We start from the raw sequence: 16,254 nt of genomic DNA, 5'->3' as shown, positions 1-16,254 counted from the left end.
TAATTTAACTAGAATATACGTGTTATTGATGTTTTTGTTTAAAACCTTGGAAGTGAGTTTTTTAATTTTGTATTTCTTCTTAATGAATTTAAAATTATAACATATGTTCTAGCTTTTAGAACATATACTATAATCCAAAAAACTTTTATCAACGAACTTTATCGAATATTACAAATAGTGTTTAATGCTTATTGTTAACTGTAAGTATTGAATTGAAAAAAATAGTATTATTAGAAATTTTATCTAGAAAAAATGAAATATATAGTTTGCGAAAAACCCGGAGAATTCATCTTAAAAGAAAAAGAAGCACCCGTTAGAAAACCAGGTGAAGCTTTATTGCAAATAAATAAAGTTGGTATTTGTGGTACCGATTTACACGCTTATAGTGGTAATCAGGCCTTTTTTACTTATCCAAGAATTTTAGGACATGAATTGGCTTCGGAAGTTTTAGAAATCGATGAAAATGCAAAAGGAATCAAAGCCGGAGATAAAGTTGTAGTTATGCCTTATGTAAGCTGTGGCGAGTGTATTGCTTGCAGAAACGGGAAAACCAATTGTTGCACAAACATTCGTGTTTTGGGTGTACATGCTGATGGTGGTATGCAAGAACAAATTACCGTTCCTGCTAATATATTATTACCTGCTAATAATCTTTCAAACGATCAAATGGCTATTGTAGAACCTTTAGCTATTGGCGCTCATGCTATTAGACGAGCAGATATTAAAGCAGGAGAAACTGTTGTGGTTGTGGGGTGTGGTCCTATCGGGATTGGTATTATGAAACTTGCGCAAATTGCAGGCGCGAAAGTAATTGCATTGGATATGAACGAAGACCGATTAAAATATGCTAAAGAAAGTATAGGTGTAGATTATGTTGTAAATGTGAGTAACGATCCTGTAAAGCAAATTGAAGAGATTACAAATGGCGATTTAGCCACTGCTGTATTCGATGCTTCGGGAAATAAATTTGCTTTAGAAGCTTGTCCAGATTATATGTCTCACGGCGGACGCTTTGTTTTAGTAGGGCTTTCCAAAGGAGAATTAACATACACACATCCAAAAGTACACGCCAAAGAAATGACTTTAATGTGCAGCAGAAATGCCACAACAGAAGATTTTGAACACGTTATTAGTGTATTAGGTCAATTTCCGACAGAATCTTTTATTACACACAGCGTACCTTTTACAGAAATGATAGCCAATTTTGATAGTTGGTTAAAACCAGAAACGGGTGTTATAAAAGCAACCGTAAATTTCAATTAGAAGATGTCTAATAATTACGTACAAATAGATCCTAAAGACAATATTATTGTCGCCATAACGCCTTTGCAAAAAAGCATGTTTATAGATGTTGCAGGCCAAACGTTTACTTTACATGAAGATATTAAGCAAAAACATAAATTTGCTTTGTACGATTTTAAAGTGGGCGATGCCATTTATATGTATGGCGTTTTAATAGGAAAAGCTGTGCTACCTATAAAAAAAGGAACGGCTATTACTATTGAAAATGTAAAACACGCTTCCGCGGAATTTAACGCTTCACAAGAAAAAATATCTTGGTCGGCTCCTGATGCTTCTGCTTTTGAAAATCGCACATTTAACGGCTATCATAGAGAAGACGGAAAAGTAGGTACGGCCAATTATTGGTTAGTAATTCCGTTAACCTTCTGTGAAAACAGAAATATTGATGTTTTGGAAGGGGCACTTTCAGAACAATTAGGATACGAAACAAAAAAAGATTTCGCTGTAGACACCGATGCTTTAATTAAGCAATATAAAGCAGGAGGTTCTGATACCGATATTCTAAATACACCTATTATAACAACAAAGGAAGAAATAGAACAAAACAGAACCTTCCCGAACGTTGATGGTATTAAGTTTTTAAAACACGATGGTGGTTGTGGCGGTATTCGTCAAGACTCCGAAACACTTTGCAAGTTACTAGCGGGTTATATTACTAATCCTAATGTTGCTGGAGCAACCGTTTTTAGTTTAGGTTGCCAAAATGCGCAAATAGAAATGTTGCAAAGCGCTATTAATGCTATAGACCCTAATTGTAAAAAAACGGTTCATTATTTAGAACAGCAACGCAGTTCTAGCGAACGCCATTTAATAGAGGAAGCTGTAAAACATACTTTTTTAGGATTAATGCAGGCCAATAAAACAGTCCGTAAACCAGCACCATTAAGTAAACTTGTATTAGGTTTAGAATGTGGCGGGTCCGATGGGTTTTCTGGTATTTCAGCGAATCCCGCTTTAGGTTATGCTTCCGATTTATTGGTTGCTTTAGGCGGAAGTCCTGTACTTTCTGAATTTCCAGAACTAAACGGTGTGGAACAAGACATTATTAATAGATGTGTTACCGATGAAGATTCTAAAAAATTCTACGGATTAATGCGTGCCTATTCAGCAGCAGCTGTAGCCGTAGGTTCTGGTTTTGAAAATAACCCTTCACCCGGAAATATAAAAGATGGTTTAATTACCGATGCTATGAAATCTGCAGGAGCAGCAAAAAAAGGAGGTACATCGCCTGTTGTTGCTGTTTTAGATTATACCGAGCAGGTTACAAAACCGGGTTTAAATTTATTGTGCACACCCGGAAACGATGTAGAATCTACAACCGGTTTAGTCGGTTCAGGTTGTAACGTTGTGGTGTTTACTACGGGTTTAGGCACACCAACAGGTAATCCGGTGGCGCCTGTTTTAAAGATGTCGAGCAATACTAGTTTATACGAGCGTATGAGTGATATTATAGATATTAATGCAGGTACTGTTATTACTGGCGAAGACACCATCCAAACCATGGGAGAAAAAATATTAGACCATATTATTAAGGTGGCTAGTGGAGAAGTAGCTTCAAAAGCAGTTCTGCACGGTAATAACGATTTTATTCCATGGAAACGTGGCGTTTCGTTGTAAATTAGTCACAAAAATATAATTAGAAAATGACAAAATTAAATAGAACTACAGCAAACAAACCCGTACAGCATCCTGTGCGTATTATGCAATTTGGAGGAGGTAATTTTTTAAGAGCCTTTTGCGATTGGATGTTTGATGTTTTAAATAAAACCACTGATTTTAATGGGAGTGTTGTGGTTGTAAAGCCTACTAAACGCGGCGATTATACAGAGTTAAGAACTCAGGATGGTTTGTTTCATGTAGCTCTAGACGGCGTAAGAAACGGTAACTTGGTTTCCGAAGTAACTTTAGTAGAATCTGTTAGTAGTGTGATTCAACCTTACACACAATGGGATGAGTATTTAGCTTTGGCAGAACAACCTCAATTGCGTTTTGTGGTATCAAACACTACCGAAGCGGGAATTAAGTTTTCTGAAACTGATAAACTAACCGATTGTCCACCACATGAATTTCCAGCGAAGTTAACTTTATGGTTGCATCATCGTTTTAATCATTTTAATGGAGCAGCAGATAAAGGTTGTATTTTATTACCATGCGAATTGATTGAAAATAATGGCGATGCTTTATTAAAAACCATTCTACAATATGCTGAATTTTGGAATTTATCCGAAGCCTTTCAAATTTGGATTTTACACCATAATCATTTTTGTAGCACGTTGGTCGATCGTATTGTTTCCGGTTTCCCGGAAGGAAGAAAAACTGAAATCTCGCAACAAATTGGTTTCGATGATGATTTATTAGTAGCTGGAGAAGATTACCACAGTTGGGTGATTAAAGGTCCTGAATTGGTTCAAGATGAATTACCTTTTTCTAAAACTGATTTAAACGTTCAGTTTGTAAACGATTTATCGGATTACAGAGAAATGAAAGTTCGTATTTTAAACGGAGCGCACACTTCACTGGTACCTGTTGGATATTTAGCAGGATTACGTACAGTAAAGGAAAGTATGGATGATGAAGTTGTAAAAAATCATGTTTTGCAAGTGTTATCGACTGAAGTAAAACCAACCTTAACTAATTTTTCAGAAAGCGAAATTGATGCCTTTATTGCTTCTGTTATCGACAGGTTTAAAAACCCAACATTAAAACATTATTTATTAGCTATTTCATTAAATAGCACCTCTAAATTTCAAGCGCGATTATTGCCTGCTTTTCGAGAGTATACCGCTTTAAACGAAACTTTTCCGAAGCGCATTGCGTTTTCATTAGCTTGCATGATTCGTTTTTATAAAGGAGAATTTAATAATGAAACTATTGATGTTAATGACGATGCTAAGGCTTTAAAATTCTTTCAGAAGGAATGGGAAAAAGTAGATTCAGGAGAGCAAACGTTAGCCGAATTAGTTAAAAATACATTAGCAAACAAAACGATTGTAGGTGATAATTTATCTGAATACAATGGTTTAACAACTTTCATTACAGAAAAAATTAAAGCGATTGAAACTCATGGCGTTTCATTTGCATTAAACACATTAATCGATTAAATATGGTTATTGATTCGCATCAACATTTTTGGTATTACGAACCTGAAAAACACGCCTGGATAGACGATAGTATGTCGGTTATTCGTCGTGATTTTACACCTTCAAACTTAAAAACCACTTATCAAGAAAACGGTATTGATGGTTGTGTGGCTGTACAAGCCGATCAAACTTTAGCCGAAACTGAGTTTTTATTAAGCTTATCGGCTAAAAACGATTTTATAAAAGGCGTTGTAGGTTGGGTAGATTTACAAGATGAGCAAGTTGTTGGCGTTTTAGATGAATATGCTCTCCATGGTAAAATAAAAGGTTTTCGACATATTGTACAAGGTGAAGCCGATCATAATTTCTTACTGCGTCCTAATTTTATGCGCGGGATTTCAGCTTTAGAAAAACATCAATTCACTTATGATATTTTAGTGTTTCCACACCAATTAGGAGCAACTTTGGAATTCATTAAAAAATTTCCAAATCAGAAATTTGTTGTCGATCATATAGCAAAACCTTACATCAAAGATGGTTTTTTCGATGGTTGGGCAACAATGATGAAAGAAATAGGAAAGCATGAAAATGTTTCGTGTAAACTATCAGGTATGATTACCGAAGCCGATTTTAAAACCTGGACTCCATCTCAAATAGAACCTTATATGCAATTGGTTTTGAATGCTTTTGGAAGTGAGAGAATATTATTTGGATCGGATTGGCCTGTGTGTTTAGTCGCCGGAAATTACAAACAAGTAAAAGATTTAACAACAGATTTTATAGCAGGTTTAAGTACCGACGAGCAGGCCGATATTATGGGCCGAAATGCTATAAAATTTTATAATTTATAATTATGGATTTAGGATTAAAAGGAAAAGTAGTGGTTGTAACAGGCGCTGCTGGAATAAAAGGAAGTATTGGAGAAACTATTGTACAATCTTTAGCCACTGAAGGTGCAATTCCTGTAATAGTTTGCAGAAACGATAGGGGTTTTGGTTACGAAAAAGAGCTACAAGATAAAGGTATTAATGCCTTATTTGTAAAAACAGATTTATCGGATTACAAGCAAATTGAAGCGGCAGCCCAAGTTATTGAAGCTAAATATGGTAAAATTGATGCCTTAATAAATAATGTAGGTGTTAATGATGGCGCCGGTTTAGATGCTTCTATGGATGATTTTATGTATTCTCTAAAACTTAACATGGTGAGTTATTTTGCTATGACAAAATACTGTTTGCCTATGTTGAAAAAAGCAAAAGGAAACATTTTAAATATTGGGTCTAAAGTGGCATTAACAGGCCAAGGTGGTACTTCTGGCTATGCGGCATCTAAAGGTGGTGTATTTGGATTAACACGCGAATGGGCTGTAGATTTAATTCCGTTTGGTATTCGTTCTAACGCGATTGTTATTGCCGAAAGTTGGACGCCGGCTTATGATGCTTGGATTAAAACTTTAGAAAATGGCGAAGAAAAATTAAAAGCGATTGTTAAGAAAATTCCTTTGGAAAACAGAATGACGATGCCAAATGAAATTGCCGATCAATGTTTATTTACTATTTCAGGTAAATCTTCACACACAACGGGACAATTTATCACTGTTGACGGTGGTTATGTGCATTTAGATCGCTCGTTACTATCAGAATAAACAAAATTATACACCAACTAAACTAACGAATATAAAATGAGTATACCTAAGAAAATTCCTGTTGTAAGAAAAGAACTTTTACTTCCGTTTATAATTATTACTTCACTATTTGCACTCTGGGGCATTGCGAACGATTTAACTAACCCCATGGTTTCTGCCTTTAAAAAAGTAATGCCAGAACTGTCTAATGTTCAGGCATCTTTAGTTCAGTTTGCTTTTTATTTTGGATACTTCTTTATGGCATTACCTGCAGCTTTATTCATTAGAAAATATAGTTACAAATCGGGTATTTTGTTAGGCTTAACATTATACGCTATTGGCGCCTTTATGTTTTATCCTGCGGCAGCGAATGAGGAATTTAATTTCTTCTTAATTTCTTTATGGATTATTACTTGCGGATTGGCGTTTTTAGAAACCACCTCGAACCCTTTAATTTTATCTTTAGGTGATAAAGAAACGGCAACACAACGTCTAAATTTAGCACAAGCATTTAATCCGATTGGATCGCTTACAGGAATGATTATTGCTCAGGTGTTTGTAATTGGAGCTTTGCGCTCAGACGATTATACAACCGAAGCCTACAATGCTTTAAGTTCTGAGGAGTTAGCAAGTATTAGAGAGAACGATTTAAGCGTTATTAGTATTCCATATATTGCTTTAGGCGTATTGGTTTTAGCAATTATGGCGCTTATCATTTTTACCAAAATACCTAAAACAGCCGCAGAAGATAAGATGGGATTATCAGAATCTTTCAAAAAACTATTTTCTAACAGAAATTATAAACATGGTGTAATAGCTCAAGCCTTTTATGTTGGTGCTCAAATTATGTGTTGGACTTATATTTTTCAATATGTAGATAATTTGAATGCTAGTACTGGTGAGGATTATACGGCTACTTATTTCAATGTAGCGGCTATGATTTTATTTCTTGCAGGCCGATGGATTGGTACAGGTTTAATGAAAACCATAAACCCGTCTAAAATATTAATGTTATTTGGTATTGGCGGTGTTATTTGCTGTGTAGGTTCTATTCTATTGCCAGGCATTACTGGTTTAATTGCCTTAGTTGCCGTATCTATTTTTATGTCTATTATGTTTCCTACTATTTACGGTATTGCGCTTAAGGATATGGGAGATGAAGCTAAAATTGGTTCGGCCGGATTGGTTATGGCTATTGTCGGTGGCGCTTTAATGCCCGTATTACAAGGTAGTATTTTGGATATGGGCGGTTCTGGATTTGCCGATATTCAAATTCTTGGATTTATTCCTGAGGTGAAATTTTCATTTATATTACCATTAATCTGTTTAGCTGTTGTGGCCCATTATGGTTACGCTACTTATAAAACTTCAAAATAAAAACATATGAGTACTAAAAGACACTGTTTTTCTTGTGATTTAAAAGACGATTCTAAATTAATTGCAGAATATAAAGCGTATCACGCTGCAGGAAATGCTTGGCCAGAAATCACCAAAAGTATAAAAGATGCAGGTATTGTGGATATGGAAATTTACCTTATCGGAAACCGTATGTTTATGATTATGGAAGTTGATGATACGTTTGATCCTGTAAAAAAGGCAGAACAAGACGCTAACAACCCGAAAGTACAAGAATGGGAAAACCTAATGTGGAATTACCAACAAGAATTGCCTTGGGCCAAAGATGGTGAAAAATGGATTGCTTTAGAACGGGTATTTAAATTATAAGGTTAGAACGTAGTTCTTTTTTGAAAAGATATAGGGCTTATTTTATATCATGACATACATTACTAATTAAACTATAAAAGCTATAAACACAAAGTTTATAGCTTTTATAGTTTAATAAACGACTAGGGAAGGAGTTACTTCTTAATTTTAGTAGGAAAAATGCTTTTATTCTAATCCTTTTTTCTCTGGATTCCAGAACGGTTTTATATTAATATGTTTAGTATTCCAGTTTAATTCTTTTCTGAAATATTGATTTAAAGCAACACAAACACGACTGTCTCCTGCAATGTAAACCATTTTATCGCCTTTCATTTTTGGTATTATGTTTTTAACTAAATTCAAAATTTCTTTAGTTGAGTTTTGCTTCAAACTATGAAAATTGAAAGGTTTAGAACCATCACTATCTGCGAATAAATCGTTTGTATTTTCGCTGTAGATTAAACTTTCAACTTGTTTATTATCAGGTAAATTTCTGTTTATAATGTACAAATGCGACAATGCTGATAAATCGCCGATCATTAAATAACTATCGGCATTATCATTTAGTAAAAAGTTTCCTTTCTTCCATTTAAAATAAACAAAATCTCCTACTTTGGCATCGACTACCCATTGAGATCCAATTCCTTTGCTTTCTGTTGCAATTGCTAAGTCTAAAGTGCCTTCTGCTTTGTTAATATTCCAAACACTATAGCTTCTTACTTTATCTTTTAAGGTCAAGTTATCATTACCAATTCCAATTCCTAAACGTAAAAAATACCCAGGTTTAAATTCTGAGTTTTTTATAGCATCACTTTTCAGTTGAATTTTAAAAACGGAAGACGATAACATGTCCTTTTTGCTAATAACAGCCTCTTCTAAGACCACTTTTTTTAATATGTTTTCTATTAAACTCATGGTAGGGCTATTGTTTTACAGTTTTCGTCTTTAATCGTCTTTCTATAAGTTTCTCTTTTATAGTTGGTATTCTAATTATAAAGCCTAAGCCAGAAATTACAGCATAAATAATCCAAGTTTTATCTAAAATAGCAACATGAACTAAGCTTAAAAAAATGGCGAGGTATGCAAAACTTTGTAATTTTTTCCATCGCTTTTTTAGCTTTTTCATGGATTTCCTATTCGATGTAAATAGCAATGGAATAAGTATTAAAATAGCAATAAACCCAGCTAAATAGTTAAACTGAGTAAAGGTTTCTAATAGGCCTTCTGCAATTACAAATATGGTAAAGTGTAATAAACTCCATATTGCGGTTGCAATTCCCATGGCTTGCCTCACAAAAAGATTGTTTACTCCAAAAAGGATGTAAAATGGTGTTAAAGTTAATACGGCAGTCATCCAACGGATGGCAAATTCACCGGATATATGATAGAGCATTTCGAGGGTTGTTTTTCCTTCGCCTGTCGTATTTTCTACCAATGAAATGGAAATTTCATTAGAAAAATCAATATTCACCATTTTGAGAATTGCTAGTAAGGGTAATGAAGCCAACAGTGTAACAATGATCCACCCGTAATTTCTTTTGAGAACGTACATTTATATTACTTTTTTAAATGATCAATGACTCCAGTTGAGAATACAGTTTTTAATGTTCTTTCTGGTTTGTTTTCATAGCCTATAATAATAGAACTATGTATTATCATTTTATCAAAATCAAAAACTATGGTTAAATAATCTTTTTTTCCTGTTTCATGCCAATTCACTATATATAAGTTTTCTCCAATTTTACGTGATCGGTATGGAATGTCCGCGTTTCCATTACCTTTTCCTGGTCCTGAAATCCATTCATATTGCGCTTTTCCGTCGTTAAACTCCATATGTATGGCTTTTCCATCTTGATATTGGAAGTTTAAGGAATATCCATCTAAAAAATGTTCATCCTCTGCAAATTGAAATTTATTGTCGTCTGCTACTTTGGTTTGTGAAAAACCGAGACTAAATATTATAAGACTGATAAATGTTATTAATTTGAGTTTCATTTTCTTTAGTTTTAATGATGCTACAAAGATGAAACAACTATAACTTGTAGAAAAGATGAAAATGGGTGTTAAAATGGTTAAAGTTGAACCATTACTTTGTTTTAAAGAGTTTTACAAAGAATTTTAGGGGTGAACTTGGATTCTTTTTACAGTATAATTGGTGAAGTGGTTTTGCTTAGAATATCCTTTTGAATATGGAGTAAAATAAAGGAGAAAAACTTCAATTATTGGTGTTGTAAAATTTAATAAGAAATGAAAAAAAATGAGCTTATGGGTAAAATAGTAGTAATATTCCAACTCAATTGTATATTTTTAATTTTTTAATAAATTACACTAATTATGGCGATTAATTTTGGATTTGATGGAAGCTCTAAAAACAACGATGGTGTTCAGGAAATCCCGTCAAATAAATCTCTGTTAATTCAAAAATTAACAGATTTACCACCATTGCTACCCGAGGTTGTAAAAGGGTTGCAAAATACCGAAGCTGTTTTTCAGCACTTTAAACCGAGTGTAAATGTCGTTTTTGATAATCTAGATAAAGGCATGGTTAAGGAAACTATTCGTTTTACTGATATGTTGGATTTTGAAGTTGAAAAAATAGTTTTAAGAAGTGAATTTTTGACAGAGTTGGAACTTAAAAAACGGATCTATTTTGATATTGTAAATAAATTACAAAATAATAGCGAGTTAAAAGAACTCCTTAAAAACAAGGATTCTAAAACAGCTCTTTTGAAAAAAATTCAAGATTTAAAAAAAGAAATAAAAAACTCATAATATAGATGTCATTAGTTCAAGATAAAAGTTCTGAAAGTGAAAATAATCGCGATTTTGAGATTAATCAATTAGAAGATTTAAGTTTTGAAGTTTTGGAAACCATTATTCCAGAATTAAGATATTTGAACTCTAACAAGCCTCAAGAAAAGCATAACTTTTTAAAAACATCTGTAAGTAAAAAAGATAAAGAAGAGCTTTTATTAACTCTTGATTTATGGGAAGAAATACTTAAAGAGGATGCTGAAACTGATGAGATGATACATTCTACCGCCCAGAAAATAACAGATACCGGTTTAAATTATATTAAAAACTTAAACTTGTTGGTACAGAAATCTAAAGATTTAGAGGTGGCGTACAAATCTGTTGCTTTGTTTTTTGAAAATACACAGAAAAAAAAGGTACATAATTTAACCATTTTAAATGCCGATTTAGAACAGCTAAAAGATTTAGATAATCCTGTGTTTATTGATGCTGTGCGCAATGAAATTAACGATGCTTATGATAGGTTAGATTTAGTTGATAATTACTCGCTTTTAATTATTCCAGGGTATTTAGGAAGTAATATGGTTTTAGATAAATGGGCTAAAATAGCTCATGATAATAAAGTGTTATTAATTACAGATTTTGCTCATTTGGATGGTCCAGATGATGTGGTAGAACTATTTGAAAGTACAGACCATGTTCGAGCAGATACTTTCTTGTCGAATACCATCATGACCTGTAATTGGTTGGTTGGTAGAGGTAGGCATGATTATATTAATGAGGACGATGATTTATACATTCCGCCATCTACATCCTTAGCAGGTAAAATTTATAGTAATAAAATGTCTCAAGCGAGTGCTGGAACAAAGTTTGGTGTTTTGGCAAGAATTGGAGGTGTAAGTTTTGATCTCAAAAAAAATGATTTAGCATCATTGGAGCGCCTTGGTTTAATTCCGATGGTTTATAAAAATGGCGAGATTATAGCTTTTTCGGCCAAAACTATGTTTAATGGTGATAATTTAGGGCTACAAACTTATTCTGTGGTTAGAGTCTTTGATTACGTAAGCAAGGCGCTTATCGATTATTTTAACAGAAAAACTTTTGAGAATTTTAATGTCCGTACTAGAAAAGAATTTATGCGGGAAATAGTAGATTTTTTAGATAATAACACAGGATCGCAAAAATTGATTGAGAGTTTTGCCATAAAGCGTTTGGAACAAGACTCCCAACATAAAGATCGTGTTTATTTAGAATTACATATGGAACCTTATTTTCCTGCTAAAAACTTCTTAATTAGGTTGGATGGTAAAATTGGTGGTTCAGGCAAAGCTAATACTTGGGAAGCGTCTTATGAGCAAAAGGCTAGAGGGTAGTTGTAATTCACGCTGCATTAAAAGCTGTGTAAGTCCCATGGTGTAACGTAAATTAGAACTTGTTGACATATGTTGAAACAAGATACTTACGTCAATACTGTTTTATCGAATTAAAAAATATAGAAAGTAGAATGAGCTACTTAAATTCTTCAGCCGTTTTAACCCCTGTGCTCATAAAGACCCTGTCAAATTCATTTTTATTTTTAGAAAAATATTGTCGCACTTGTTTTGGAAGGCTATTATCGTAAAATGGATTAAAATTAATCATTGTAATAATATTGTCATTTTTATTCAATATTAAAATTAACCCTCTTTTAAAAAAATCATGATAATTTCCTTCTATATCTTGTTTACTCTCATAATTTTTGTTGTAAGTATATAAGTCATCATAAATATTTTCGGCTTTTATAGATGTGTCATAAAATAATTCAAATGAAAGATATGGACCAGCTGATGAAGAAGTTATACAATTAATGAACTGTGCTTTAAATAAGGAGCTGAAAACTTGAGGTGTTGGGTAATATAAAACACTTTCTTTTATAGAATCATGGTATGTTATTTTCTTTGATGCCATGAATTTATTCAATGAAGCGGAAGATGTTCTAAAGCTTTCATCACAGATTTTAATTTGGCTGGGTTTTGCGATATTAGGAGTTGTAGTTGTAGGTTTTATTGAGTCATTTTTTGATATGATATTATCATCATCATATTCTGCTGATTTTTCTTTTGACTGTTTACAAGAAAGTCCAAATATCATTAAACATATAATGAAATATTTCATTGCTATAATTTTTTTTAGATTGTCTAATTATTTCTTCTATAACTATTTCAACAGCTTGTATTTTATTTGTTTCAAAATCTATTGGAGGCTTTGGTAAGGCTAATACTTGGGAAGCTTCTTATGAGCAAAAGGCTAGGGGGGTAGTTGTAACTATTAACAAGGTTGAATAGTTTTGAACTTAGATATTATTTTTACTTGAAGTAACGTTTCTTTAGGGATATACTTATTATTAAATTTAAAAGGTTTATTTAAAGGATAGATATTCCTTTTTTGTAAGTAACAATTTCTTTAGTATTGCCTTGCTCATTATAAGTACACCATTCTCCTTCTTTTTTACCGTTTTCGTAGTTTCCTTCTTCTTTTAAAATGCCAGTTTTGTAGTAATAATCTTTGTATTTGCCATTGCCTAGAGTCCCAAATGTAGTTTTATAAAGCAATTCACCTTTTGTATTATAGACTCTATATTTGCCTATAACTAAGCCATTATTGTAATTTATAGTTTTTACTAATTTATTTTTATAGGTGGTTTTCCATAAGCCGTTTTTATAACCTGCATAAAAGAAACCTTTTAAATACGTGCTAGTACTTACGCCTTTTAATCCATAATTTGGAATATCATTGCCTTCATTATTTTTTTGATATTCATATGATTTAGATTTTTCTTTCTTTTTTCTAACTAATATTAAGTACTCTCTATTTGCCAAGGCTTTTTTTTGTTCAATAAAAGAGAAAAATTCTTTACCTGATTTAATCGTAGTACTTAAATCCAATGAATTAACATGAATAGCTGGAATTTTTGGTTTCTCTCCTGCATTTTGGCTAAAAGAGTTAATACCAATTATTAATAATATTAAAATTATTGCTTTTTTCATTTTTATTATTTTTCATTGTAAAACTTTATCACATCGTCATGCAACGCTTCCCACTGGTATTTCCAAAAAGACTCTCTAACATTGTCATAATCCATAATGTTATCTGTTGCTCCTTCCTCAAAAATATAAGGATTTCTGTAATGGGTATTCAAATAACGTCTGTATGATTTATATTGATCTTTGTAAAAATTCCATTCTTTTGAAATTTCTTCTTGAGATTCGGTTTTAATCATAGAATTTAAACGTTTATCAACTTCTATTATAAATTGATTCATTGAATAGACATCTTCTTCAGGTGACTTAGTTTGAAATGAATGTGTCAGACCTAAAACATGAGCAATTTCGTGTGCAACAGTTGTTTTATCCCAAAGATTAGATAAATAAACAACAAGTCTTTTAGCGTCTAGCTCGCTGATTTCACCTTCTCCACCTGCTTCTTCTTTATTTAAAGGTGACAAAAATAATACTAAACCTCTTTTTTTAGCTTGAATAGGATGTTGCTTTTTAAACTCCTTGTCAAACTTTTCTAATACGTCTACATCTTTAAAGATATTTCCTTCGTCTTGAATTAAATCATCTTCAATCCATTCGCTTTCGTCTATAATAATATCATAAACCTCGCTAATATTACATTGTAGTAACGCTTGGTTTAATGAGTTTTTATTTAGATAATTTTGAAGATTTGTTAAATCTGCAGTTAAATCCCTTCCTTCGTCTCCCCAGCCTTTTACTTGTTCTTCAACACCATTTTTTATTATTGTTCCTTCAAAATCTATCTGTTCTTCAATTATGTTAATGTCAATTTCTTGAGAGTTTTTTCTAAGAATACGTACAGGTATAATGTTAAAGTGTAATTGGTCGTGATTCGCATTTTTAAATACATTTAATTTACCGACCTCATTATTATCTTTGTCTAACAATGAGATAGCAACATCATTACTCAATGGCGTTTCGCAAATTATAGTTATTTCTTTTTCGTTAGCTTCGGACACTTTTATCTCGTTCGGCTCAAATTTTATTCCTTCTTTTGACGGAAACTTTATAATATCTATATCTGTCGGAGAGCCTTCTATTTGATTTATTTCCAGTTTTAATTTTACATTTTCTTGGTTGGGAAACATGCTTAACCACGGCACAAAATACTCATTTTTATGTATAGTTACAGGAGTGTATTCATCTTTTAATTTTTCATAATCTTCACAATTAGTTATGTAGTCATCACGCATCCAGTCAAATCCGTATTCTCCTTTATAACTACTTGGACGTCTAAAGTTTACTATAAATTTTTTTGGCGATGCTACTTTCGGAACTTGAATAGAGGTTGAAGTATTAGGAAACCCTTTTATTGTTATTGTTTGTGCCATAATTAATCTTCTTGTAAAATTGCTTTTAAGGGAATATTAACGGTATCGCCATCAATTTGAACTTCTAGTTTATCTTCTTCTAGTTTTACACCGTTATATTCATAATCTAGCTTGCTATCATCTAAATCTAATTCAAAAATTTCTCCTGCAGCATTGCTACTTTCAACTACTAAAATTATTTCTTCACCAACTTCTATTTCCTCTTTTTCAATGATGTTACCGTCTAAATCTTCAATATGATATCCTACAATTTCTGGTTCGCCTAAGGGTGTAGTATCTTCGACATCCTCATTAACAAATGGATTACTAGGATTCCATTTTTTTTCATGAATAGTTCCTCTAACACGACTAATACCATAAGATATTATAATGTGCATATACATTGGATCATCGCCTGTAGATGAAAAATGCTCGTATAAATTAATAATATGTGCATTGGCAAACTCAATATCAAAATCTTTTTGGAAGCCATCGCGTTTAAAAAAACGAATGTATCCTTTAAACATGCGGTCTGGATGGAACATGTAATTATAAAACAACTCGTCGTCTTTAGTAGACTCGAAAGCAAGTTGTAAAGGCTCACTAACGGGCAGTTGTGTGGGTCTTCCATTGTAATCGGCTATTTGTGAGTAAACTAGAACTGAGTTTAGTAGGTTTCGCTCTTGGCCTTCTATATATAGTTTTGCTTTAAATGACACTTATATACGTTTTAATTAGTTGGAAACAAGGTAAAAAAAAAACCTTAATATTTGAAGATTAAGGTTTTTTTTGTGAGAATTTTATTCTTCAGAAATAACAATGTTATCTATTTGGTATTCTGTTTCAGATGGTGTACTACTTTTTTTGTTATATCTAAAACCTATTCTAAAACTATCATAATCGCTAGGTATAGTAATTGTAGTTTCTTTAGTTATAAAACCACTTGTGTCTTCTGAAAGTACAATATCATCGATTTCGTTAGCTTCTGAAAAATTAATATTATCACCTGAAACATTTTCTACAATAAATATTTCAAGATCATTACTATTAAAATTATTTACATTGATGTCTACTGAAAGCTTTAATGTACGTGTATTAACTATCTGTACTTCTTTGGTGATTAACCAAGCATCGTATTTTTGAGTAGATCCACCTTTTTCTATTTCGGCAAAAATATTATCATTTGTTTTTTGCGCTTCCCAACGTATAAAAAGTTGTGGGTCCGAAATATTGATATCAACCCATCCATCTAAAGTAATTATTTCATTAGTTTCAGTAATACTTTCAAAATCTTCATGTAGCAATACACTATCATCTATGCAGCGCTCTTCTGTAAAGTCGATATCATTAGTATCTCTAATAATAAGTTTGTTTTTTGAAAGTATTGCAGTAATTGTACCTTGTTCTGTAGGGAAGGGTAG

17 protein-coding genes are annotated in these 16,254 nt (G+C 32.5%); 9 read left to right on the top strand and 8 right to left on the bottom strand.

The genetic code is table 11. The features are described from left to right. Nucleotides 1-252: 252 nt before the first annotated feature. From DFQ06_RS05515 to DFQ06_RS05485, 7 genes are read left to right on the top strand one after another with little or no spacing between them, the layout of a single operon-like run. Nucleotides 253-1,263, top strand: coding sequence for a zinc-binding alcohol dehydrogenase family protein (locus DFQ06_RS05515; protein WP_133966522.1), 1,011 nt, complete (start codon nt 253-255; stop codon nt 1,261-1,263). A gap of 3 nt (nt 1,264-1,266) precedes the next feature. Further along, nucleotides 1,267-2,919, top strand: coding sequence for a UxaA family hydrolase (locus DFQ06_RS05510; RefSeq protein ID WP_133966520.1), 1,653 nt, complete (start codon nt 1,267-1,269; stop codon nt 2,917-2,919). Between the two features lie 26 nt (nt 2,920-2,945). Further along, nucleotides 2,946-4,403 carry a tagaturonate reductase gene (locus tag DFQ06_RS05505; RefSeq protein WP_133966518.1) on the top strand — a complete coding sequence of 486 codons (1,458 nt, stop codon included), beginning with the start codon at nt 2,946-2,948 and terminating at the stop codon, nt 4,401-4,403. A gap of 2 nt (nt 4,404-4,405) precedes the next feature. Further along, the gene (locus tag DFQ06_RS05500; RefSeq protein WP_133966516.1) at nt 4,406-5,233 is read left to right on the top strand and encodes an amidohydrolase family protein; all 828 of its coding nucleotides are present in this window, start codon (nt 4,406-4,408) and stop codon (nt 5,231-5,233) included. A 2-nt stretch (nt 5,234-5,235) separates the two neighbouring features. Beyond that, the gene (locus DFQ06_RS05495) at nt 5,236-6,027 is read left to right on the top strand and encodes an SDR family oxidoreductase (RefSeq protein WP_133966514.1); all 792 of its coding nucleotides are present in this window, start codon (nt 5,236-5,238) and stop codon (nt 6,025-6,027) included. 36 nt (nt 6,028-6,063) lie between these two features. Then, nucleotides 6,064-7,383 carry an L-fucose:H+ symporter permease gene (fucP, locus tag DFQ06_RS05490; protein ID WP_133966512.1) on the top strand — a complete coding sequence of 440 codons (1,320 nt, stop codon included), beginning with the start codon at nt 6,064-6,066 and terminating at the stop codon, nt 7,381-7,383. 6 nt (nt 7,384-7,389) lie between these two features. Next, nucleotides 7,390-7,731 (top strand): L-rhamnose mutarotase, encoded by a 342-nt coding sequence (locus tag DFQ06_RS05485; protein WP_042506619.1) that lies wholly within the window; start codon nt 7,390-7,392, stop codon nt 7,729-7,731. A gap of 165 nt (nt 7,732-7,896) precedes the next feature. Here DFQ06_RS05485 and DFQ06_RS05480 read toward each other — a convergent pair whose 3' ends face one another. The 3 genes from DFQ06_RS05480 to DFQ06_RS05470 form a co-directional block, all read right to left on the bottom strand. After that, complete coding sequence (locus DFQ06_RS05480; protein WP_042506620.1) at nt 7,897-8,625, bottom strand: SIP domain-containing protein; 729 nt, start codon at nt 8,623-8,625, stop codon at nt 7,897-7,899. Nucleotides 8,626-8,632: 7 nt separating this feature from the next. Further along, entirely contained in the window at nt 8,633-9,184 is a 552-nt protein-coding gene (locus DFQ06_RS05475; protein WP_235833490.1) for a ferric reductase-like transmembrane domain-containing protein, read from the bottom strand. Nucleotides 9,185-9,267: 83 nt separating this feature from the next. Beyond that, nucleotides 9,268-9,705: a MoaF-related domain-containing protein gene (locus tag DFQ06_RS05470; protein WP_042498879.1), complete on the bottom strand. Its 438-nt coding sequence runs from the start codon at nt 9,703-9,705 to the stop codon at nt 9,268-9,270. 339 nt (nt 9,706-10,044) lie between these two features. Between DFQ06_RS05470 and DFQ06_RS05465 the strand changes: the two genes are divergently transcribed. Both DFQ06_RS05465 and DFQ06_RS05460 read left to right on the top strand, forming a co-directional pair. Beyond that, nucleotides 10,045-10,482, top strand: coding sequence for a hypothetical protein (locus DFQ06_RS05465; protein WP_133966508.1), 438 nt, complete (start codon nt 10,045-10,047; stop codon nt 10,480-10,482). Nucleotides 10,483-10,487: 5 nt separating this feature from the next. Continuing rightward, nucleotides 10,488-11,837: a type VI secretion system contractile sheath protein TssC gene (locus DFQ06_RS05460; protein ID WP_133966506.1), complete on the top strand. Its 1,350-nt coding sequence runs from the start codon at nt 10,488-10,490 to the stop codon at nt 11,835-11,837. Nucleotides 11,838-11,973: 136 nt separating this feature from the next. On the opposite strand, the gene DFQ06_RS05455 is transcribed toward DFQ06_RS05460, so the two are convergent. From DFQ06_RS05455 to DFQ06_RS19380, 5 genes are all read right to left on the bottom strand, one after another. Next, a complete protein-coding gene (locus DFQ06_RS05455) occupies nt 11,974-12,618 on the bottom strand; it encodes a hypothetical protein (protein ID WP_133966504.1) in 645 nt (214 codons plus the stop codon). Between the two features lie 248 nt (nt 12,619-12,866). After that, complete coding sequence (locus tag DFQ06_RS05450; RefSeq protein WP_133966503.1) at nt 12,867-13,490, bottom strand: toxin-antitoxin system YwqK family antitoxin; 624 nt, start codon at nt 13,488-13,490, stop codon at nt 12,867-12,869. Nucleotides 13,491-13,495: 5 nt separating this feature from the next. After that, the gene (locus tag DFQ06_RS05445) at nt 13,496-14,854 is read right to left on the bottom strand and encodes a zinc metalloprotease (RefSeq protein WP_133966501.1); all 1,359 of its coding nucleotides are present in this window, start codon (nt 14,852-14,854) and stop codon (nt 13,496-13,498) included. Nucleotides 14,855-14,856: 2 nt separating this feature from the next. Continuing rightward, complete coding sequence (gene tssD / locus DFQ06_RS05440; protein ID WP_074935591.1) at nt 14,857-15,552, bottom strand: type VI secretion system tube protein TssD; 696 nt, start codon at nt 15,550-15,552, stop codon at nt 14,857-14,859. An 81-nt stretch (nt 15,553-15,633) separates the two neighbouring features. Further along, nucleotides 15,634-16,254: choice-of-anchor J domain-containing protein (locus tag DFQ06_RS19380; RefSeq protein WP_159140077.1), on the bottom strand; the 621-nt coding region annotated here is incomplete at its 5' end.

Source organism: Algibacter lectus (assembly GCF_004368925.1).
Classification (GTDB): domain Bacteria; phylum Bacteroidota; class Bacteroidia; order Flavobacteriales; family Flavobacteriaceae; genus Algibacter; species Algibacter lectus.
The sequence above is the reverse complement of the archived record's forward strand: the minus strand, read 5'-3'. Positions and strand labels throughout refer to the sequence as shown.